The 22301-nt window shown below is 60.9% G+C and carries 19 protein-coding genes; 2 read left to right on the top strand and 17 right to left on the bottom strand.

Annotated features, from left to right (window positions below):
* Positions 1-924: 924 nt before the first annotated feature.
* The 11 genes from atpF to ENJ54_04965 form a co-directional block, all read right to left on the bottom strand.
* Positions 925-1677, bottom strand: a complete 753-nt coding sequence (gene atpF / locus ENJ54_05015; protein ID HFC09198.1) for an ATP synthase F0 subunit B — start codon at positions 1675-1677, stop codon at positions 925-927.
* Between the two features lie 36 nt (positions 1678-1713).
* Positions 1714-1947 carry an ATP synthase F0 subunit C gene (gene atpE, locus ENJ54_05010; GenBank protein HFC09197.1) on the bottom strand — a complete coding sequence of 78 codons (234 nt, stop codon included), beginning with the start codon at positions 1945-1947 and terminating at the stop codon, positions 1714-1716.
* Between the two features lie 73 nt (positions 1948-2020).
* Entirely contained in the window at positions 2021-3007 is a 987-nt protein-coding gene (locus ENJ54_05005) for a F0F1 ATP synthase subunit A (protein ID HFC09196.1), read from the bottom strand.
* Between the two features lie 50 nt (positions 3008-3057).
* Positions 3058-3339, bottom strand: coding sequence for an AtpZ/AtpI family protein (locus ENJ54_05000; GenBank protein HFC09195.1), 282 nt, complete (start codon positions 3337-3339; stop codon positions 3058-3060).
* Positions 3340-3538: 199 nt separating this feature from the next.
* Entirely contained in the window at positions 3539-4996 is a 1458-nt protein-coding gene (locus ENJ54_04995) for an NADH-quinone oxidoreductase subunit N (protein ID HFC09194.1), read from the bottom strand.
* Between the two features lie 38 nt (positions 4997-5034).
* A complete protein-coding gene (locus tag ENJ54_04990; protein ID HFC09193.1) occupies positions 5035-6597 on the bottom strand; it encodes an NADH-quinone oxidoreductase subunit M in 1563 nt (520 codons plus the stop codon).
* 23 nt (positions 6598-6620) lie between these two features.
* A complete protein-coding gene (locus tag ENJ54_04985) occupies positions 6621-8837 on the bottom strand; it encodes an NADH-quinone oxidoreductase subunit L (protein ID HFC09192.1) in 2217 nt (738 codons plus the stop codon).
* Between the two features lie 62 nt (positions 8838-8899).
* Positions 8900-9208 carry an NADH-quinone oxidoreductase subunit NuoK gene (gene nuoK / locus ENJ54_04980; protein HFC09191.1) on the bottom strand — a complete coding sequence of 103 codons (309 nt, stop codon included), beginning with the start codon at positions 9206-9208 and terminating at the stop codon, positions 8900-8902.
* Between the two features lie 10 nt (positions 9209-9218).
* Positions 9219-9854 (bottom strand): NADH-quinone oxidoreductase subunit J, encoded by a 636-nt coding sequence (locus ENJ54_04975; protein HFC09190.1) that lies wholly within the window; start codon positions 9852-9854, stop codon positions 9219-9221.
* A complete protein-coding gene (gene nuoH, locus ENJ54_04970; protein ID HFC09189.1) occupies positions 9742-10980 on the bottom strand; it encodes an NADH-quinone oxidoreductase subunit NuoH in 1239 nt (412 codons plus the stop codon). The genes ENJ54_04975 and nuoH overlap by 113 nt, the downstream gene beginning before the upstream one ends.
* Positions 10981-11060: 80 nt before the next feature.
* On the bottom strand, positions 11061-11414 hold the full coding sequence (locus tag ENJ54_04965; protein HFC09188.1) for an NADH-quinone oxidoreductase subunit A: 354 nt from the start codon (positions 11412-11414) through the stop codon (positions 11061-11063).
* 271 nt (positions 11415-11685) lie between these two features.
* On the opposite strand from ENJ54_04965, the gene ENJ54_04960 reads away from it, so the two are divergent.
* On the top strand, positions 11686-15198 hold the full coding sequence (locus ENJ54_04960) for a hypothetical protein (protein HFC09187.1): 3513 nt from the start codon (positions 11686-11688) through the stop codon (positions 15196-15198).
* A gap of 48 nt (positions 15199-15246) precedes the next feature.
* Here ENJ54_04960 and ENJ54_04955 read toward each other — a convergent pair whose 3' ends face one another.
* Together ENJ54_04955 and ENJ54_04950 are read right to left on the bottom strand one after the other, a co-directional pair.
* A complete protein-coding gene (locus ENJ54_04955; GenBank protein HFC09186.1) occupies positions 15247-15906 on the bottom strand; it encodes a hypothetical protein in 660 nt (219 codons plus the stop codon).
* Positions 15893-16423: a hypothetical protein gene (locus ENJ54_04950; GenBank protein ID HFC09185.1), complete on the bottom strand. Its 531-nt coding sequence runs from the start codon at positions 16421-16423 to the stop codon at positions 15893-15895. The genes ENJ54_04955 and ENJ54_04950 overlap by 14 nt, the downstream gene beginning before the upstream one ends.
* A gap of 60 nt (positions 16424-16483) precedes the next feature.
* Here ENJ54_04950 and ENJ54_04945 point away from each other — a divergent pair, with 60 nt between their 5' ends.
* Positions 16484-16705: a hypothetical protein gene (locus ENJ54_04945; protein HFC09184.1), complete on the top strand. Its 222-nt coding sequence runs from the start codon at positions 16484-16486 to the stop codon at positions 16703-16705.
* 9 nt (positions 16706-16714) lie between these two features.
* On the opposite strand, the gene ENJ54_04940 is transcribed toward ENJ54_04945, so the two are convergent.
* From ENJ54_04940 to ENJ54_04925, 4 genes are all read right to left on the bottom strand, one after another.
* Entirely contained in the window at positions 16715-16945 is a 231-nt protein-coding gene (locus ENJ54_04940) for a hypothetical protein (protein HFC09183.1), read from the bottom strand.
* Between the two features lie 23 nt (positions 16946-16968).
* Positions 16969-18987 (bottom strand): hypothetical protein, encoded by a 2019-nt coding sequence (locus tag ENJ54_04935; GenBank protein HFC09182.1) that lies wholly within the window; start codon positions 18985-18987, stop codon positions 16969-16971.
* 3 nt (positions 18988-18990) lie between these two features.
* On the bottom strand, positions 18991-20532 hold the full coding sequence (locus tag ENJ54_04930) for an O-antigen ligase domain-containing protein (protein ID HFC09181.1): 1542 nt from the start codon (positions 20530-20532) through the stop codon (positions 18991-18993).
* Between the two features lie 983 nt (positions 20533-21515).
* The gene (locus tag ENJ54_04925; protein HFC09180.1) at positions 21516-22295 is read right to left on the bottom strand and encodes a glycosyltransferase; all 780 of its coding nucleotides are present in this window, start codon (positions 22293-22295) and stop codon (positions 21516-21518) included.
* Positions 22296-22301 lie beyond the last annotated feature (6 nt).

The following is a 22301-nucleotide window of genomic DNA, read 5'->3' as shown; positions in this document are numbered from 1 at the left end:
GGAGAAGGACGCTCTTGGCCTTAGAAGTCCTCGCGCCGAGGCCCTTGCGGCCCTGGCCCCCCACCTGCCACCGGACTTGCGGGAGCAGGCTCTGAGCGAGGCCCTGGCGGCGGCCCGGAGCATCCGGGATGAATATGCCCGCGCCCGTGCACTTGCGGCCCTGGTGCCCCACCTGCCGGTGGAGTTGCTGACCAAGGCCCTGGCGGCGGCCCGGAGCCTTCCAGAGAAGGACGCTCTTGGCCTTAGAAGTCCTCGCGCCGAGGCCCTTGCGGCCCTGGCGCCCCACCTGCCACCGGACTTGCGGGAGCAGGCTCTGAGCGAGGCCCTGGCGGCGGCCCGGAGCATCCGGGATGAAGATGCTCGCGCCCGTGCCCTTGCGGCCTTGGCCCCCCACCTGCCGCCCGACTTGCTGGAGCAGGCCCTGGCCGAGGCCCTGAGCATCCGGGATGAAGATGCCCGCGCCGAGGCCCTTGCGGCCCTGGCGCCCCACCTGCCGCCGGAATTGCGGGAGCAGGCCCTGACCGAGGCTCTTGCGGCGGCCCGGAGCATTTGGGATGAAAATGAGCGCGCCGATGCCCTTTCGGGACTGGCCCCGCGGTTGACCGAGATGCCGCCGGAGCGCCTCTATCCCCTTTGGGCCGAGACCCTGCCCATCCTCGCCCGCCGCACCCGCAGCGACCTGCTCGCCGACCTGCGGGCACTGGCTCCCGTCATCCACGCCTTAGGCGGGCAGGAGGCGGTGAGCGAAACCTTCCGCGCCATTCAGGATGTGGGCCGCTGGTGGCCGTAACGCCTGTAGGGGCGCAGGGCCCTGCGCCCTGTCCAGAACAGGGCAGCGGATAGCCGCAATATAAAGCAAAGGCCTCCGAAGTCTCAAAGCCCTCGGAGGCCTGTTGGGTTCAAAAAAACGCTGAAGTAAGGCGCTTACGCCAGGCTTTCGCGCAGTTCCTGCAACTGGCCACTCACCGAACCATCCAACACTTTATCGCCAATGCGGATGACCACGCCGCCCATGATGGACGGATCGACTTTGAAGGTGATTTCACCAACTTTCTCAACTTTGGCGAGGATAGCCTGCTTGATGGTTTCCTGTTCTTCTTCGGTCAGGGGCAAGGCGCTGATCACTTCAGCAGCAGGCGCTTCTTCCACCGTGCCCAGGTCGTCCAGCACGGTAACTTTGCCGCCCTTGATGCCCGAGAAGAATTCATCAAGCAACTGGCGCTGGCGCTGCTCGTCCAGTGCGGCGCCGATGAGTTTTTGCGCCGCGGCAATGGCCAGCATCGCCACCTGGCCGCGCAGTTCCCGCAGAATGCGCTCGCGCTCGGCCTGGGCGGTTTCCAGCGCCTCTTCGCGCACCTTGGCGGCCTCGGCTTCCGCCGCGGCTTTGATTTCACGCCCCACAGCCTCAGCGCGCTCGCTGGCTTCCCGCACAATCTGGCTGGCCTTGGCACGCGCTTCGGCCAGGATCTTCTCGGCTTCCTTCTCGGCGTTGGCCCGCGCTTCAGCCGCCACGCGGGCGTCTTCCAGCCCTTTGGCGATAATCTCGCGCCGCTTCTCCAACATGCCCAAGATCGCCGGATAGGCGAATTTCTTGAGCACCCAGAACATGATGATAAAGTTCAGAATCTGGACGATCAAATAGCCCAGCGAAATGCCCAGTTTCCCTAAGAGTTCCAAGGCGAGCCTCCTTCCCAATGGGGGCTGGAATCAGCGTTACACGAACAGGATGAGCAGGGCAATCACCAGACAGTAGATCGCGACAGCCTCAGAGAAGGCGATACCCAAAATCATGTTGGTCTGCACCTGACCGGCAGCATCGGGGTTGCGGGCAATGCCCTGCACCGCGCCCTGCGCCGAAAGGCCGATACCAATCCCGCCGCCCAAGGCGCCAATCATCGCCAGGCCAGCACCGATAAGTTTCGCGGCTTGCACAATTGCTTGTTCCATCGTTACCCTCGACCTCCGTAGATAGGATTTGTGACGAATTTTTGAAGGCGGCCAGGCCGCCGAAAACACAACATCAGGCGTGGGCTTCCTCGTGTTCGCCGCCGTGCGGGTGGGTCGCCAGCGACATGAACATCAGGGTCAGCATACCAAACACCAACGCCTGAATGACACCCACGAAAGATTCCAGCAGCAGCACCGCACTCTGGAACCAGATAGGCACCAGGAAGCCAATCACGAAGAGCATCACCGAACCGGCAAAGAGGTTACCGAACAACCGGAAAGAGAACGAGACAATTTTGGCAACCTCGGAAACGATTTCCAGAATGCTCACGAAGAAATCAATTACGCCCATCCAGCGCGGCTTGACGGTGAAGAGTGCTTTGATGTTGAAGAACTTGCCAAAGTAAGGCAGCCCCAGCGCCTTGACGCCAATGACTTGCGTCATGAACACCGAAACCAGCGCCAGCGCGGCAGTGAAGTTCAAGTCGGTGGAAAGCACCCGCACCCACGGCACCACGGTATATTCCCCGGCATCCTTCAACAGGAAAATGCCTTTCGCCGCGTGGCCGGTATGCTCGGCATGGGCCAGCCAGCCAATGCTATCTACCCCCGGCAAAAGTTCCATGTAATTGGCAATCAACACCAGGATAAAGAAGGTCGCAAAATAGGGGAAGATATCCGCCGTCCACTTGCCCGCGGTGCTCTCGGTCAGGTTATACATGGCTTCCAGCAAGGCTTCGAAAGCGCCGCTCAGGCCACGCGGCACCAAATCGCCGCTCTTTGCCGCCTTTTGGACGATATACACCAACGCCAACACCACCAGGTCCATCAAAATCATCGCAACCAGGGTGTTGGTCAGGTAAACCTCGCCCAGCACCGGCAGGGTAAACAGCGGATGCGACATTACCGGCTCAGCAGGGAGTTGCACATGGGGCATGACCGGCGGGAAAAAGTACCAGCCGATACCACCCAAAACCCCCGTAATGAGCATAAGGATGCCAAATTCCTTGCGCAAGTTGCCTTTTTTCTTGGTCCCAGGGTCCTTCTTGGGGTCAGCCATGAATTCTTCCTCCAAGATAACTCGCGCGGCCCGGGGCCTGCGCGGCGTAACTACTGCTGTTTCTCACCCTCTGAAGGCGACTCGTCTTCCAGACGGTGGCTGGCCCGGCGCACCACCCACAGCATCCCACCGATGGTGAGCGGCACGCTCAGCACCACCAACACAATCGTCCACAGCGGGCGGGTGCCGTAATGGGCATCGAGGGTCAGCCCGACCCACAGCGCCACCCCCAAGACGACCACCGTCAAAAGCCCCACCTGGGCCATCACTGAGGCCAGGGTGAGGTTGAACACCTTCTGACGGGCAAGTTTCTGCCGTTGGAACTCATCCATAGCGGCAGCATTGTAACATGGGGCTTAAGGTGCCGTCAACCATTGCGGCATCAGAATCGCCAAAACGCCCAAAAAACTCAACAAACCGCAGATTACGCAGATAGGCGCAGATTTTTCTGCGTAATCTGTGAAATCTGCGGTTTGTTCCCGGCGAAAGATGGCAGCCAAAGTTCCACTTCAGCCGCCCGAACGCCACATGTCAGAACAACACGGCGGCAGCCCGCTGTGCCCAGGCAAACCACGGGGCGAAAGCGATGCCCACCAGCAACACCGCCGCCGCCAGCACCGTCAACCCAACGGTGTAAGAGGTGCTTACTGCAATCTTGCCTTCGGTCTTGGGCGGGTCGAAATAAGCCACCTTGAGCACCACCAGGTAGTAGTACATTGCCACGACCGAGTTGAGCACACCCACGACCGCCAGCCACACCAGGTTCGCCTTCTTCGTCGTCACCGCGGCGCCGAACAGCCATGCCTTCCCTACAAAACCGCCAAACGGCGGCATACCGGCAAGGGAGAGCAACGCAATCATCAGCGCCAGCGCCAGCCACGGGGCACGTTTACCCAACCCGGCGTAATCGGCAATTTCATTGGAGTCATCGGCCTTCTCGACCATCGCCACCACGCCAAAGGCGGTCAGGTTGCTCAGCAAATACACGCCCAGGTAAAACACCACACCCGTGAGGCCCAACTCACTCAGCGCAACCACACCCACCAAAATATAGCCAGCGTGGGCAATGGACGAATAAGCCAACATGCGCTTGATATCTTTCTGGGCCAGCGCCAGGGTGTTCCCCAAGGTCATGGTAGCGACCGACATCGCCGCCAGCAAAGCGCCCCAATAAGGGATGCTCTGGCCGGGGAAAGCCACCAGGAACACCCGTACCAGCACCGCAAAACCAGCCGCCTTCGACGCGGTGGAAAGGAAGCCGGTCACCGGCGTGGGCGCGCCCTGGTAGACATCGGGGGCCCAGAAGTGCAGCGGCACAACCGAGGTCTTGAAGCCAAAGCCCACCAAAATCAAGACAATGATACCCAACAGCACACCCAGCCCCATCCCGCTTTGGGCAATGGCAGCCGGGAGTGCGGCCAACTGGGTCTCCCCGGTGAAGCCGTAGAGCAGGCTAAAGCCGTAGAGCATCACCGCCGAGGCCATTGCGCCAAAGAGCAGGTATTTGAAACCTGCTTCGTTGGATTTGCGGTCGGCATGCAGGAAGCCCGCCAGTACATACATGGGAATCGAAGTGGTCTCAATCGCCAGGTAAAGCATCACTAAATCGGCAGCCGCGGCCATCAGGGTCATGCCCAGCGTCGAAGCCAGCAGCAGGATGTAAAACTCACCCCGCTCGCCGAGGTTTTCCACGTCCATGCCAAAAAGCGCCGTTGCCGCAGCGCCCACGATGAACACCATCTGGAACACAAAGGCCAGCCAGTCGTGGCGCAACATGCCGCCCCACACCAGCGCACCGTCCTGCGGTGGGCGGCCATAAAGCAGGCTGGCGACAAAGGCCACGCCCAACCCCGCGACGGTGATCCAGCCCAGCAGGCGAGGGTGCTTTCCCCGTTCCACCAGGTCCACGACCAGCACCGCCGCGGCCACCAGCAGGATCAGCAACTCAGGCAGAATCGCCAACATCATTGCAGAGTTAATGCCACTCACTTAGGCACCTCCAAGACACAAGTCGGCTCGCGCCAGCATCAGAGCAAGGCCAGCAAATGAACCGCCGCCTTGTTGATTACATTCAGAATCCACATCGGCCAGACACCAATCCACAGCATCAGCACCATCAGCGGCGCAATCACCGCGATTTCCCGCACCGAAATATCGCTCAAGTGACCGACCCACCTGGTGTTCAGCGGCCCCTGGAGCACATCTCGCAGCCCCTTGAGGATGTAAGCGCCAGTGAAGAGCAAACCCAACATGCTCAAGGCAGTGTAGAGGGTAAAGACCGGCCACGAGCCCCGCACCACCAGGAACTCAGAAACGAAGCCGTTCAACCCGGGCAGCCCGAGGGAAGCCATCGAGGTGAAGACCAAAATGCCGCCATAAATCGGCACCAACGGCCACAACCCGCCAAACTCCCGCAGGTCGCGGGTGTGCGCCCGCTCGTAAATCACGCCCACCAGGAAGAACATCCCGGCTGCGGAAAGGCCGTGGTTGAACATCTGCAACACAGCACCGTTCAGGGCAATCGCCGCCGTAGTCGGATCGGTAGAAGCGGCATAAGCCGCCGCAGCGATGCCCAAAATCACAAAGCCCATGTGATTGACCGAAGAATATGCCACCAGGCGCTTGAAGTCGGTCTGCCCGAAGGAAGCAAATGCCCCCATCACGATAGACATCATCCCGAGGAAAGCCAGCGCCCCGGCAAACATTTTGGCCTGTTCAGGGTAAAGCGGCAAAATGAAGCGCAAGAAGCCAAACGCGCCCAGTTTCAGCATCACGCCGGCCAGAATCATCGAGCCGGGCGTCGGCGCAGCCGTGTGGGCATCGGGCAACCATGTGTGGAACGGCCACACCGGCACCTTGATGGCGAAGGCAATCACAAAAGCCCAAAACACAATCGCCTTGATCGTCGCCACCGGAATGCCCCACAGCGTACCGCTCACCGTCTTCCAGTGCGCCAGCACCACAGGCAGGTCAAACGAACCGCTCACCATCCCCAACAGGAAGATGGCTGCCAGCAAACCCAACGAACCGGCCATGGTGTAGAGCAAGAACTTGAAGGCCGCATAGTCGCGTTCCTTGACTTCGCGCCCTTTGCCCCACACCCGCACGCCTTTTTCGCTGCCCCACTGGCTAATGAGGAAGAACATCGGGATGAGGCTGACTTCCCAGAACACATAGAAGAACACCAAGTCCAGCGCCATGAACACGCCCAGCATGCCGGTTTCCATCAGCAGGAAGAGCACCATGTAAGTTTTCACACGTTCTTTGATGCTGAAAGAAGCCAGCAAAGCCGCACTGGTCAGGAGCGTGGTCAACAGCACCATCACCAGGGCAATGCCGTCCACCCCAAGGTGATAAGTGGAATGCACGGCGGTAAACCACTGCGCCTGCTCCTGAAACTGGAAGCCCTCGGCATTGGGATTGAACGCCACCCACAGCCAAATGGAAAGCGCCAAAGGCACCAGACTGGCAATAAACGCAAACCAGCGGTGGAAATTCACCTTTTCCTTGGGGAAGAACAGGATCACAACTGCGGCCAGCGCAGGCGTGAACAAAATCCACGAGAGCAAATGATTCTGAAGAAACGCCATAGTTCGCTCCTTATCCGCCGATCTTAGTGGGCAAAGACCAGCAGGTAATACACCAAGGCGCCAAAGGCCACCACGGAGGTCATGGCAGCGACCATGTAATCCTGCACCCGGCCGGTCTGCACCACCCGGAAGGCGCGCCCAAAGGTTCGCACGATGTTCCCGATGAGGTCACCCGCCCCGCTGATGATGGGCAGGTCAATCCAGTACGCCAGCGCCTTGCCGAGGTCATACACCGCCCGCGCAATGGCGTGCAAAATACCGTCGATCAGGCCACGGTCGACCCAGCGGAAAGTAAACACTTCGGCGAACCAGTAAGCCGGGCGAATGAAGATATACCCGTAGAGTTCGTCGAAATAGTACTTGTTCTGCAACAGGGTGTGCACCGGCCCCAGCCATTTCTTGAGCGGGTCGGTTGCCGGGTCGGGCGAAGTCACGTCCTTATACACCAGCCAGCCCAGGAACAGCCCGCCCAGCGAAACGGTGAACGAAGTGTAAAGCGGCAACAGGCTGCCGCCTTCGGCCACCTCTTTGAACATCCCGGCCTGCTGCAACAGTGCCTCGTAGGTCGCCCCCACCCAGTGGGAGAACCAATCGGGCAGCAACCCACCCAGCAGCGGGAAGTGCTCCGGAATGCCCGTCCAGCCCGCGGTGAAGGCAAAGAACGCCAGCACCATCAGCGGGACAGTCATCGTCCACGGTGTCTCATGAGCGTGCTCGGCTTCCGGCGTGCGCGGCTTCCCCAAGAAGGTGAGGGTAATCTGCCGCATGGTGTAGAAAGCGGTCAAGAAGGCCGCAATCGCCAGCGTCCAGAAAATCACCTGATGCCCACCGAAGAAAGAGGTGCTCAAAATCATGTCTTTCGACCAGAAGCCCGCCGTCAGCACCGGGAAGCCGGAGAGGGCAAACCCGCCAATGACGAAAGTCCAGAACGTGATGGGCATCTTCTTCGCGAGGCCGCCCATGTTGAACATATCTTGCGGGTCGACCTCATGATTGCCGGTATGCAACACCCCGTGCTCCATACCGTGAATGACCGAACCCGAGCCCAGGAAGAGCAACGCTTTGAAGAAAGCGTGGGTAATCAGATGGAAGGTCGCCGCGATGTACGAACCCGCGCCCAACGCAGCCACCATGTAACCCAGCTGAGAAATCGTCGAATAAGCGAGGACGCGTTTGATGTCGTTCTGCGCCACGGCAATGGTGGCAGCGAACAAGGCCGTAAAGCCGCCGATGAAGCCCATCACCGTCAGCGGCGAGAGGAACGCCCCGTTCATCGAACCCGCTTTGAGCAGCGGGAACATACGAATGACCATGTACACGCCCGCGGAAACCATCGTCGCAGCGTGAATCATGGCCGAAACCGGCGTCGGGCCTTCCATAGCATCCGGCAGCCACACATGCAGCGGCCATTGCGCCGATTTGCCGACCGTACCGATGAAGAGCAAAATGCCGATCAGCCCGGCCGCCGAAAGCCCCAGCACGCCGCTGTTGGCATTCGCCAACGCGTGTAGCATTTCGGGCTTGAAAATGTCGGGGAAGGAAAGCGTGCCTGTCGCCTCGTAGAGATAGGCGATGCCCAACAACATGAACACATCGCCCACACGGGTGGTCATGAAGGCTTTGATGCCCGCCGCCCGCGCCGAAGGCTTGGCGAACCAGAAGCCAATCAGCAGGTACGAGCACAGGCCCATGATTTCCCAGCCCACGAACAGCGTGAGCAGGTTGTCGGAAATCGCCAGCAGATACATCCCCGCGGCGAACAAGCCAATGTAGGCAAAGAAGCGGGAATACATCGGCTCGATGGAAGGCACACGATGCTTGTGCCCATGCTCGTCCACCACGGTTGCGCCGTGCGGGGGCAAGCCTTTCTGGTCATGGTCGCCTTCCGGATACCCAAAGTTGTGGTACCCGACGCTGTAAAGGAAGATCATGAAGATCGTCCAGGCGACGAAGAAGAGCACCGCCGCGGTCAACGGGTCCACCATCACACCGATTTTCAAATAACCGTTACCGGTGGGTAACCAGTTGACCCACGAATGGATGGGGTGCTCGGCCAGGGCTTCAGGGCCGATTTTCAACGCCCGCACGAAAATCACCATCGCCCCCAGCCAGGAGAGGAAAGCCGCTCCTACGGCCAGGGTGTGGCTCAAGGCCTTGTTCCGATTGGTGAAAAGCACAATCAGCACAAAGGCCAGCAAAGGAAAAACGGGAAGTAACCAGAGCAAAGTCGTCGTCGGCATGGCGTCCTCACATCATCTCTGGGGATACGCCCTGCCGCCGGGCCGCAGCCCGACGCCAGGCCCTACCATTTCAACAAATTGATCTCGTCGGCAGCCACCGAGTTGAAGCGGCGGTAAACGGCGATGAACAGCGCCAGGCCCACGGCCACCTCCGCCGCAGCCACGGCAAACACAATCACCGCGAACACCATCCCTACCGGATGGGCAGGGTCACGATAACGCCAAAAAGCCAACAGGTTGATGTTCACGGCATTGAGCATCAATTCCACGCTCATCAAAATCGCCACGGCATTCCGCCGAGAAAGCACGCCAAACAACCCAATGGAAAACAGCGCCGCGGCCAAAATCAGATACCAGTTCAACGGAATCATGGCAACCCTCCTACGAGTGGCGGCGCGTCCAGGCCACATACACTGCGCCGATCAGCGCAGCGAGCAGCAGCACCGAGGCCACCTCGAACGGAATCACAAACCCGCCCGGCGAAACCAGCGCCTTGCCGAGGTCAGCAATGGCAGTTTGCGGCACTTCGGCCACCGGTGCGGCGGCCAGGCTCATGCTCTGCACCATCCACACCAGCCCGCCGAACAACAGCACCGCCAACACAGCCGCCCACGGCCACTGCTTACCGGTCTGCGGGCCATGATCGCGCATCTCGCGACGGGTAAGCATAATCACGAACATCATCAAAATGGCAATCGCGCCCACATAAATGACCACTTGTGCCACAGCCAGGAAAGAGGCGCTCAGCAACACATACAACACAGCCACGCCCACCAGCGTGGTTACCAGCCACAACGCCGCATGAATCATATTGGGGGTCGTCACCACCCGCAAAGCCGAAAAGAGGGTGACCACCGCCGTCAGGAGGAAGATAATTTGCATCGCCGTCATGCTTCTGCTCCTCTTACGAAGCCGCTTCGGTCGGGTTCTCGGCCACCGCAGGGCGAGGCGGCCGCGCCACGGGGTACTGACCAGGCTGCGCCACCATCTGGCGGCGGCTGGCCCGCACCTTCTCATGATGATCCAGGTACCGCAACACCGCTACCGCCACCACCACATTCATCAGCAAATGGCTCAACGCGCGCACCCAGGTGCCCAGGCCGAACACGAAATGGTCCAGCACCGCCGTAAGCACCAACAGAATCAACGCCAGCGGCGTCAAGAATTTCCAACTGAAATCCATCAACTGATCCACGCGCACGCGGGGCACCGTACCGCGTACCCACACGCCCACGAAATACACAGCAAACGCCTTAATCCACAGGTAAATAAAGCCCAGCAGTGGGAAACTCTCAGCCCCCGGGCCGCGCCAGCCACCCAGGAAAAGCACAGCCGCCAGCGCGCCGATGGTAAACGCATGCAAAAAGTCCGCCACATAAAAGATAGCGAACACCATCCCCGAATACTCAATGTGGAAACCGGCCACAATCTCCGATTCGGCTTCCATCAAGTCGAAGGGCGAGCGCCCGTTTTCAGCCACCGAAGCCACAAAGTAAATCAGGAAAGCCAGCGGCGCAAACACGATGTACCAAACGTGCTGGGCTTCCACAATGCCGTGCAGGCTCATCGTCCCCGCCAGCAGCACCGGGATGAGAAGCGCCAACACCGTGGGCACCTCATACGACACCATCTGCGCTACCGTGCGGATGGCACTCACCAGCGCAAACTTGTTGTTCGAAGACCAGCCGGAAAGCAAAATCCCCAACGTTGCGAAGCCGCCCACCGCAATGGTATAAAGCGCGGCGACGTTGAGGTCCATCCCCACCATCGGCATCAGCGGGATGACAGCCCACAACATCAGCACACCGGCATCCATCAAAATCGGGCCCCAGAAATACAAAGGCTTATCGGCCCCCGAGGGCACGATAACCTCTTTGGTCATGATTTTGATGAAGTCTGCAAAGGGCTGCAGCAAGCCATAAGGCCCCACGCGGTTCGGCCCCAGGCGGTCTTGAATGCGGCCGATGAGTTTCCGCTCATACCAGATGAGGAAAATCACCCACGTCTGCACCAAAATAGCGACCACCGCGCCGCCGAGCAGATACAACAAAACGGTGGTCAGCCCTTGCGACAGGCCCCACCCCAGCAAAAGATTGCGTAACCATTCAGCAATGACCCCAATGGGCTGACTCAAAATTCCCATAGGACACGCTCCTCCACAGCAAAGAGGTTCTGCAACGCGCCGATAAGAAAGGCCGATGTAGCGTTTAGCCCATCAGCCTTTTACGACCATTCCAAAGCGCCCTTGCGCCACGCATACACCAACGCGGCTGCAAGCATGACCACAAAAATGACACCTTCTACCACCCCATAAAAGGGCAAGGCGTGGTAAGCCACCGCCCACGGGTAGAGAAAGACCACTTCCACATCGAAAATCAGGAAAACCAGTGCAAACAGGTAATATTGCACTTTAAACTGCACCCACGTCTCCCCCACGGTTTCCAAACCGCATTCATAAGTGTCAGTTTTAATGGGATTCGGGCGGCGGGGGCCTAAAATCAACCCCAACACGGCCAACAACGCCGGGAAGAATAGCGACAAAGCAATAAAGATGCCCACATACAGCCAACCGTTCATGTGCGCTCCTCGTTTGCTTCCCCTGCGCGCCGGGGAAGGGATGACCATATCCTGCCTGAACTCTGTTGCACGTTTCACAAAGTGAAACGCTGGCATTTTACCACAAAATCCCTCGCGCGCTTACGCTCCTCTCATCTTGGCGCTCAAAACCTGACAAACGACACCCCCACCCACCCCGGCAAATGCCCTCCAAGCCGTATCGAATGGCCGCCGAAGGTGATAGTAGTATAATGAAAACCACATTAATCCCTCCGCGAACTTTTCCTTTGCCATGTCTCTCCAAGTCCTTCTGTTAGGCCAGCCCGAAATCGTGGCAGAGAGCCTCTCCACAGCCGCCCTGAAAGCCCTTCGGCGGCGAGAGCGCGCCACCCTCTTTTTGCTGGCCGCGCACACCAGCGCCCTGTCGCGCGACCGCTTGCTCCGCATGCTCTTTGGGGAAGACGCCGACCCCCAGCGTGTCAGCAGCCGGCTTTCTTCCACTCTTAGCCGCATTCAAAAAATCCTGCCGCCGGGGGCCTTCCGGCGCAACAACGGCAGATACCTCCTCGAAGAGCACCCCCACCTTTTCGTCGATTATCGGGAATTCATCCACATCTGCCAGCACGACCTGCCCCAGGCGCAGCGCCTGCCCCCCGACGCCCCGCTGCCGCCGCATCACGCGGCCCGCCTGGCAGAAGCCCTTTCGCTTTGGCGGGGCCCTTTTCTGGAAGGCTTTTCCGCCTCAGCAGGGCCCGCTTTCGACGACTGGTTGGTCACCACCACCCACCGCCTCGAAAAGCACTACCGCGCCCTGCTCAACCGATTGGCCCAGCACCACTTCGCCCAACAAGACTATCCCGAAGCCTTCCACTTCTGCGAAACCAGCCTGAACGTCCACCCCGACCAGCCCGAGATCCTCTTGCTGGCGCTGCGTGCCCTGCGCGCGCAGGGAAGCACCGCCGAGGCCCACGCCTTCCTGGAACAGCAACGCCAACACATGCGCGACATTCTCGGCCAGGACTACCCCGCCGAAACGCTGCAAATTGCCCGGCGGCTGCTTCGTCGCCCACGCCCTGCGGTTGCGCCCCCTTCCCTGGAGCCCCACCCCACTTTGCACGCTCCCTTCATCGGCCGCGACAGGTTGCTGCAGGAACTCCAGCGCCGCGCCCACGAAGGCGGGGTGTTTCTGCTGCTGGGGGAAAGCGGCCAGGGCAAAACCCGCCTGCTGCAGGAGTTTTCCCGCCGCGCGGCCGACACCCACCGCCTGCTCAGCATCACCTGCCACCACGGGGAACGCTCACTGCCCTTCGCGCCCCTGGTTGACGCTATTCGGCGGCACATTGCGCCTCACGAGTGGGCGCAGGTGGCGCAAGCATGGTGGCCTTACCTTTTACACCTTTTCCCCGAAGCGCGCCAATTCCTGCCGCCGGTTTCCATCGCGCTGCCCCCGGCACCACAGCAACAACAACTGATGGAAGCCCTGCGGCAAACCCTGCTCGTGATGGCCGAAGACACGCCCTTGTTGGTCTGTGTGGACGATGCCCAATGGAGCGACCCTGCCACCGCCGACACGCTGACCTACTGGTTGACGCGTGAACCCTTCGCCAACGCGCCCTACCATACCCGCCACGGCTTCCTGCTCATCGCCGCCCGCCGCGAGGCGCTGCACGAAAGCCCCCTCGGCGAGCGGCTCATCCCGCTGCTCCACGAGCAACGCATCCCCAGCGGCGCGCTCACCGGCCTGAGCAAGCAAGAAACGGCGGCGCTGGCCGAAGCCATGCTGGGGCGCCCCCTCTCGGAAGACGAAACCGAAAACCTGTGGCGCGCTTCCATCGCCGGCACCCCCCACTACTTGCTCGGCATCCTCCGCTACCAGATCGAATCGGGCCAGGCCAACAAGCCGGTGGGGCAATGGCCGCTTTCCCAGCACGTGGCTTCCCTGCTGGAACAACGCCTGCGTTACCTGACCGACGACGCCCGCCTGGTGCTCGCCCACATCGCGCTGCAAGGCGCCGGCATGCCCTGGCAGGTATTGGCCCACGCCGTCGGCCTGCCTGAAGAGCGCCTGATGCACGCCCTCGAAATGCTGGAAGACACCCACTGGCTGGATGTGCGCGAATCGGAAGGGCGGCTGGTCTACACCTTAGTGCACAGCAAACTGGAAGAAGTGATCACCCGCACCCTGAGCCGCCCCCGCCGACAAGCCATTCACCGCAGGCTGGCCGAAGCGCGCCAGGCCGTCTGGGGCGAAGCCGCCCACAGCCATGCTGCGGTCATTGCCCGCCATTACGAAGAAGCCGGCGACCCCTTCACCGCTTTCCGCTGGTGGATTCGCGCCGCCCATTACGCCCTCAGCCTGGGCATTGCCCACCAGGCCGGCGACGCCTTCCGCAACGCGGCGCACTGCGTGGCCCTCGCCCCCGACGCCTTCCGCGACGACGACATCTGGCAACTTTACGCCGAATGGGTGCTGCTGGCCGGGGATACCGTGGACGTCGCCACTCTCGAAAACATCGTCCGCACGCTGCAAGACCTCGCCGACGCCCGCCACAGCGCCCTTCTGCGCAGCAGCCTGCTCAATGCCCAGGCCCACATCTACCAGATCGCCAATCGCCACGCCGATGCCGCCATCCTGACCCACCAGGCGCTCAACTGGCTGGAACAGGTGCCCAATGCCATCCTTCCCCGCATGGAAGTGCACGCTCACCACGCCTTACTGGTGGCTATGCAGGGGAAGGTCGAAGAAGCCATGATTCATCTGGCGCAGGCCAGGGCCCTGGCCCAGGAAAGCCATACACCGCTGGCCTCCCTTTTCCTGGGCAGCGTGCATTACCAGCGGGCGCTGATTGCCGTGCTGCGCGCCCGCCCCGACATTGCCATTCCCGAAGCCAACCAATCCCTCTCTGCCTTCCAGCGCAGTCACCGCATTTTGGGCATGGCCGACGCCTTAGGGGTGCGCGCCCTGGCCCACTTCATGAGCGGTCAGATCGAGGCCGCCCTCGCCGACTGCACCGAGGCCCGCGAGCGGGCCGCCCAATTCCGCAAACTGCGGATGCTCACCTACATCCATGCCTATTGCGCAATGCCTTTGCTGGCCAGGGGCGACCTCGCCAAGGCATGGGAAGCCACCCGCCAGGCCCTCGAACTCCATGCCCGCCACGACAACCTTCCAGGCTACGCCCTCGCCCTCAGCATCCGCGGCGACATCTTCGCCTTCCTGCACGATTGGGAAAGCGCCCTCTCGCTCTACCGCCAAAGCCTGGCATCGAGCAACGACTTCGTGCTGGAAAGCAAAGCCCGGATGCGTGCCGCCCTGGCACTGGCCCACTTGGGCGACACCGACACCGCCGTCCGGCAACTGGCCCAGGCCGCCGAGGAACAAATGCACACCCTCCACCGCGTGGTGCCGTTGCTGCACGTCATTGAAGCAGAAGTGCTCAATCTGCAAGGCCGATACCGCGAAGCCCTGGTGCGGCTGGAAACCCCCTTGCAAGAAGCCCTCACCCTCAAACTTCCCGAAGCCGCCATTGGCGCCTACATCGAGCAAGCGTTGGCTTATCTCGGTCAAGGAGAAAACACCCAGGCCCAGGAAGCCGCCCGGGAAGGCATCCATCTGAGCCGCGCCATTGGCTACCAACCGCTGGAACGCTGGGGGCTGGAAGTGCTGACTTTAGCCGGCGGGCTTTCCCCCGAAGAAAAAACCGCCATACGCCAACATCGCGCCCAACTGGAAACGCTGACCGACCACCCCAGCCTGGGAAAAGCCATCCAACGCCTGTTGGCGCGCGACGATATTTGGCCGTAACCTCCCCAAAAAAGCAAGCAGGAAGCGCCCGCCGAAAGGCACCTTTGCCTACGGCACAGCGTCCATCATTCCCCACGTGAAATCGCACCACAGGCTCGGATAGCGCGCACACAACCCGCCCCACGAATTGGGCACGCCATCCAACAGCGCCTTATAGGGGGCAACCACCTGCTGCAGCCCCACGAAGGGGCGGTGGAGTTCCGTCTCTTGCAGCGGAATTCTGACGGGGACATTCAAGTCAACCGGCACTTTCGTGTTCACCGGCACCACAATGCTGAGCCGGATGGGCAACACCGTGCCTTTCGGCAACACAATGTCGGCAGGGGCATTCTGAATCACCAGCCCGCCGGTGCTCAAATTGACGCGGGCATCGCGAATGAGCACATCGTGCGAAAGCACCACATCCGTATCGGCTTTCACAGGCAGGTCAAACACGACAGGAATATGGTCGTGAACTTCTACCTGCGTGGCAATGACAGCCTTGTCCATCAAAACGAAGTTTTGGTTCAGCCCATCTACCAAAGGCACCACAGCCTGTTTGAGCGTGAACAGCTGCTTCCCCACCACAAGAAGCGCCACGATCAAAATCACATTGACCGTCATCGAAATCACGCTGCTCACCGTCCAGAAAGCAGGCGTTAGTTTCCCCTGCCACAACCATCGAGGCATGACAGGGAGGTCAGCAGGTTGCATTTCACGCTTCGTCATCCTCCCCTCCCTCGAGATACCGACGGTACGGGTACATCAGCATCAGGCCAATCCACATCACCCCTTCCCCCACCAACATGCCATAATGTTGCACCGGCCCGAAATGGGCTGTTTTCGGCCAGGTTTGGGAGCCCAGCCCAAGAATATCGGCCATGACCGAAGCGGCAAAAGCCACATAGCCTGTCGCCATCAAACGCGCGCCGATCTGCGCCACCACCGACCATTTGCGGCCATGCCAAAGCAAGCGCAAAGCCGCAATGGCAGCCCCCGTATAAACCCCCATGCCCGTCACCATGAACACAATTTGGAGAAAGCCAACCTCGGGCGTCGTTGCCAGGCCAAACCAGTCAGGGTGCAACCCCAACACAAACGCGCCCGTCCCCAGCACAGCCAGGGCTAAATTGAAATGCATACGGGGATCTCTCAACACATCGCGGGGGGCATCCATCACCACAGGCTCCCTCTCCGGCACGTCAGGGTGCCGCTTGCGGGTATAATCAACCAGAGCACGACTCACATATCAATTGTCAATGGCTTTCATCTGCCCGTGAAGCGGGCAAAACCAAGGAGGTCCACCATGGGCAAATTCAGCAAATTCCTGGGCGGGGCCACAGCGGGTCTACTCGCAGGGGCCGTGGCCGCATGGCTACTCGCGCCGGACGCCGGCAAAGACTTGCGAAAAACCTTCCAACAGCGGCTGGCCGCCATTCAAGAAGAAGCCCGCCGCGCAGCCGCCGAGCAGCGGGCAGCCTTGGAAGCCGAACTGGCACGGCTGCGCGGCGACGAAACCGGCCGCTAACCCCTGCGTTCACCCGCCGCGGTCGGCCAGTTTCCCAATTTGCTCTTCCAAAAACACCAAAATGAGCGGAATCTGCTTTTTGGCTTCCGCCTCGGCAATTTCTTCATCTTGCAAATGCTGCACGGTGGTCGCCAAAATACTCACCAGGCCCTTGTAGTACCCCACAACATCCAGCTCGCCATTTTTGCGGCGCTCTTTCAAGGCCTTGAGTTCGTTCAAGCGGTCATCAGCGTTGGTCACAGAAGCCTCCTCGTCAAAGGGTATCAGGGTGACTGAACAGACCAGGTGTATTGAGCAGGTTGCCGCGTGACGCGCGTTGTGCCGCTGACCACCAACACCACTGGCTTACCCGTGAGGCGCAAGGGCACCGACGCCGTACCATCCGGCCCCAACACCAGCGGGCGCACCACCGGCTGCCCTTGCGAATAATCAATCAGGCTCAGTCGGAAAGTCTGCGGCAGCCAGCGCCCTACGCGCACAAAGCCACGGCCTTCCCAGCCATCGTGACCATCTTCAAAATCGGCGCTGTAACCAACTTCCGGCACACGGATGTCATCCAGCAACATCCCAACATGGTTCACGGCCGCGTCGGTCACATACTCGAAACGCACCCACACCGTTTTGCCCGCATAGGGGGAAAGGTCCACCTGCTCTTCGATCCAGCGAGCCTGCGAACCGCCGCCCGAAACGCCCGTGTAGCCCCAGCCGTAACTGTTACCCGAAGGGTCGGTATCGGTGCCCGAAGGGGTCTTGAGAATTTCCCACGAGCGCCCATCGGTCGAGGCCTCGACGTAGGCGTAATCGTAATCCTTTTCAATATCATACCATGTCCAATACCGCAACGTCGCCTGGGAAACCCCGCTCAAGTCGAACTTGCGCGTGAGGGTAATATCCGACTCATCACCGTAGCCCGTCCAAAAGACAAACTTCCCACTATGCGGTGCGGCAGGGAAAAGCGGCACCGTAGAAGCGCCCTGAAAACGCAGAGTGTAATCGCCGCGGCAGGTGATTTTGATGTAGTCCACGCCATACTGGTGCACCGTATCTCCGCCCTCATCCGGGCAGGTTTTCACCTCATGCTGCGGCTGGAACCACGGCTGCCTGGTATAGCCCGGAGTCTTGTAGCCATACCGCCCATCATCCAGCGAAGGGTCTTGCAACCAGTTCGCCACCGCCCAATCGGCAAAGAGACCGTCGGCCATTTCCCCAGCGCCAATTTCCTTGAGCGTCAAATCCACGCTTTCCAGGCCGTTTTCAGGCCGAGCGATGAGCGTGCGGGTTGCCTGCTCGCCATAGCGCCCCAGAAAATACGCCATGAACATGAACGAAGCGCCATAATGCGCCGAAGGGTCTTCCTGCTGCGGGTCGCTCCACGCATTCAACTGCGTATCGGGCTGACGCGCATAGGCCCAATCCGAACCACCCACATCATAGCCGTTGAGCAACGAAGCCAACTCCGAAGCCCCCTCGTTGAGCCAGGTTGTCTCATTGCGGTCATGGTACCAGTGAATCATATGCTGGAACTCGTGCGCCAACACGCCATAAGTAAATTCATGAGAGAGGTTGACGTTATCGGCATTGAGCACGAACATTTCATGAGCATTGGAATACTCGTGGGCGAATGGCGGGATCTCATCAGCCGAAGAAAAATATCCCGCCACCCAGGAACCCACACCGCGGGTATAGAGAATATAAAGGTGGGGATCGCCATCAATACCGGGCGTCCACTCCGAGCCGAAAAAGGCGCGATCGGTGGGGTAGATTTTATCCTCGAAAGTATCGACCAACCGCTTGAGCGCCTTCTGATCATACTTCACGCCTTCCTGCACCCAAAAATAAACATGGGGGCGCAAATAGGCCAGCCGCGCAGTGACCTGAAAGTTCTCGTTGGTATCTTGATTGCTAACCCAAAAGTGCGCCACATCGCCCACGCGGTGCGCAGGGGGGGAGGCCGGCGTCGCCCACACCTCGGTCACGTGCTGAAGCCGACGAGCCAGCGCCACCGGGTCGCTCTCGGGGGCCTGCCGCGCCTTCAACGCCGCCAGCGTTTCTTCAATGGTCGTCTGGACTTCCACCGCTTCAGTAGGGCTTAAAGTAGGCTCAGGCGTTGCCGTGGGAAGGTCCGCCACGGGCGTTGCCGTACCACCGAGAGAAAACGACCACTCCCATGAGCCGCTTTGATGATACAACCACACGCCTAACCCACCCACAACGGCGCAAAAGGCAAGCACCAGCACGAGCAGGCACCCACCCACAGCCAGCAAGATTTTCTTATCACTCATCGTTTATCCCTTTTCCACGGCAGCAGGCTCACGAGAAGCCCGCGCCACCAGCGCAGCCGCTGTCACCAGCCCCAGGAATACCCACATGCTGGCCACGGCGAATGAACCAAACGAAAGGCCATAAAGCAACAGCGCGGCGAAGCCCAAAATGGCACCCAGCCCCCAGAAACTTTCTTCACCGCCCGCAACAAACAACTGCACCCCATCTCGAAACACACCCTGCCAGAAAGCCATAAACGTCACAAAGCCCACCAGCCCGGTTTCCGCAAGCAGGCGCACGTAAAGGTTTTTCGGCGTCACCAGCCCATAGCCCGACCCGGGGAGCAGCACCTTGAGCAGTTCGGTATCCAAGCCGCCCAACGGCTTGGGATGCACAGCCTGGGCAAAGTAAAAGGCAAAATTTCCCAGCCCGACGCCCAGCCACGGGTGCTGTTGATAAACTGCATACGCGGCCTGCCAGTACGAAAAACGCCCCTGCATCCCCAACATGAAGACATATTTTTCCAAAGGCTGTCCTGCCGCCGTCCACAAACGGGCGAAGTAAGGGTTGATCTTCCCCAACACAGCCAGGGCAGCCACCGCCACCACCCCCAACCCGGCCAGGCTGAGCAGGCGCGCCTTCATTGAAAAGCGTTCCGAGGGGCGCAGGAAGACAGCCAGGGCGAGCATGCCCCCGGCCATCGCCAAACCCGCCCGCGAATAGGTGAACAACAACACCACAAACGCCCACACGGTCAGGGCCAGTTCCACCGTCACCCAGCGCCAGCGCAAGCGAAACAGGCTGCGCCCGGTAAGCACCGAAGCCAGCAGCCAGGGCAGGAACACCAGCAACAACTGCGAGGCAAACCAGTTCGGCTCATACGCGGGGCCGGAGATGCGGCGGGTGAGCAAATCGCGGCTGGAAATCAGCCGCTGCAGGTGATTGGCCTTCAAATACCAGGCGTAGGAATGGGTCAAAACATAACCGATTTGGAACGTACCCCAAGCCAGCGCCCACGCCAGGGCTGCGTAAAGCCATCGCAGGGTGCGGCGCAGGTCTTCCCACGAGCGGGGAAAAAGCGCCACGGTGAGGTAAAACGCGGCGCCAATGACCAGGGTAATGAAGCCGCGCACCACCCGCGCCGGCGGGCGCACGCCGTTCACCGGCGGCAGGTCGCGAAAGAGGAACAGCGCCGACGCCAGCACCGCCACCATCACAAACAGGCCCAGCCACGCCGCGCTGAGGGGCAAGCGACGGCGAAAGAGGGCGGGCAGCGTCACGAAAATCGCCAGCACGATGAGCGGGTAGAGCGCAAAAGGCCGCACCTGCGCGCCGCCGCCAATCGCCTTGGGGAAATAGGCAAAACTGCTGATGGGCAGCCCCAAAAGCAGCAGCACCCACAGTCCCCAACGGATGCGCTCCCACACCTGTTTACGCATCGCCCTCCCCCTCGCCAAAGGCCCGCTCGCCCTGCCACAAAGCCGCCAGCAGCGCCCAGGCCATCCAGAGCAACAGGCCCGCCAGCGCACCCACCGCTGCGCCATCCTTCCAGGTATAAACCGCATGCGCCTGCGGCTTCAACCCCGTCGCCGAAGCGGCCAGGTTGGCCCAAAAGCCGGGCTCTTCGGCCTCCAAAGCGGCATTGCCGGGCATATCGGCGGCCAGGGCCGCCTGCCACTCGGCCGAAATGCCCGCCGAAAGTTTGCGCGCGGCTTCGCGCGCCGCGGCGGCCTGCTGCTGTGCGGCGGCAATGTCGTCCAGTTCAGCCTGCCAGGCCTGGTCAGCAGCAGCCATTTGCCGCAACACGGCCTCACCCCAGGCGCGATAATCTGCCACGGTCGCGCCTTCCGAAGGCAAAGGCTGCACCTGCCCCCCCTCGGGGAATTCCGCAAACGAAGCCCAATAAGCCATCTCGGCGCGGTCGGCGGCCGTCACGGCAACATTGCCAGCCTCCAGGCGGTCGAGCCAGCCTTCCAACGCCTTGCGCGCCACCTGCAAACGGGCACGCGCGGCCTCTGCCGCTTCGCGGCGGGTTTCCAGCATCCGCCAGCGGCGGTCGGCGGCGAGAAACCGCTCGCCTTCCTGAATGGCCGCATGGATTTTATCCAACGCCACCTTGCCCCACACCGCCGCCAGGAAGGTCGCATGGCGGGGTGTGTCGGCGGTGGCGTGCAAGTGCCACTCACCGGCGGTAAACCAGCGCGGCTGCAAGTGCGCCGCCAGGTCGTCCAGCGTCCAATCCTTCCAGTAAGCATCGCCGCTCGCCGCGAGGGCTTCCAGCACCGGCTGCAACACGGCCTGCGAGGTCACAAAACCGTCCAGTTGGGTGAGTTCCCAGTTCTTGTAATCTTCGGGGTAGCGCAGCACGGCATCGGCGTTGAAGCCCACATACAGCGTGCTGTCGGCCCAATAGGGCGTGGGGAAGGCCCAGCGCACCAGCGCCGCGCCCAGAAGCGCCCCTACCACCATCAGCGGCACGCCGAGGAGCCAGTGCCGCAACAGCCAGCGTCCCATCGTTGCCAAGCGCCAGGTTTTCACAGCCACCTCCTCATCGCCCGCGCAAGCGCCACTGCCAGCGCAGGCGCAGGGCGGGCGCCAAAGCCTTCCGCAAGTAGTATTTTGCCACAATCGGCGACAGATAGCCGCCGCCTTCCCGAAAGTGCACCCGCAGCATCTCCGGCCAGCAGCGGTCGTCGTCTTTGATGGTTTTGGCGTCGCCGTGGATGCGAAAATTAGCCCACAGCCGGGGCACATAGCGCACTTCGCTCACCTTTGCCAGCCGCACCCACAGGTCGTAATCCATCGCAAAGTAAAAAGTAGGGTCCAACGGCCCGACCTGCCGCCAGAGGTCGGTGCGAAAAAACGCCGCCTGCTGAGGAATGTGGACATAACCGCGCCGCAGTTTGCGGTAATCGGTCTGCGCCGCGGGAAAGCGCCCGATGACGCGCCCGTGCTCGTCAATGTAGTTGGCATCGCCATACACCAGTCCCACGTCGGGGTGCGCCTGCAGGAAAGCCACCGCCTCGCGGACGGCGTGCGGCTCGTAGGTATCGTCGGAGTTCAGCCAGGCCAGAATTGCACCGCGAGCGCGGGCAAAGCCCTTGTTGATGGCGTCGGTCTGGCCGCGGTCCGGTTCCGAAACCCACCACGCTAAGCGGTCGGCGTAGCGGCGGATGATATCCACGCTGCCATCGGTGGAGCCGCCATCCACGATGATGTATTCCACGCGCGGGTAATCTTGCGCAAGCACCGACTGGATGGTGGCTTCCAGAAAACGCGCCTGGTTATACGAAGGCGTGACAATGGTGACCAGGGGTAAATCGCTCATAGGGGG

Source organism: Chloroflexota bacterium, assembly GCA_011322445.1.
Classification (GTDB): Bacteria; Chloroflexota; Anaerolineae; order Anaerolineales; family DRMV01; genus DRMV01.
Note: the sequence above shows the minus strand (reverse complement) of the source record. Positions and strands in the feature narration are given on the sequence as shown.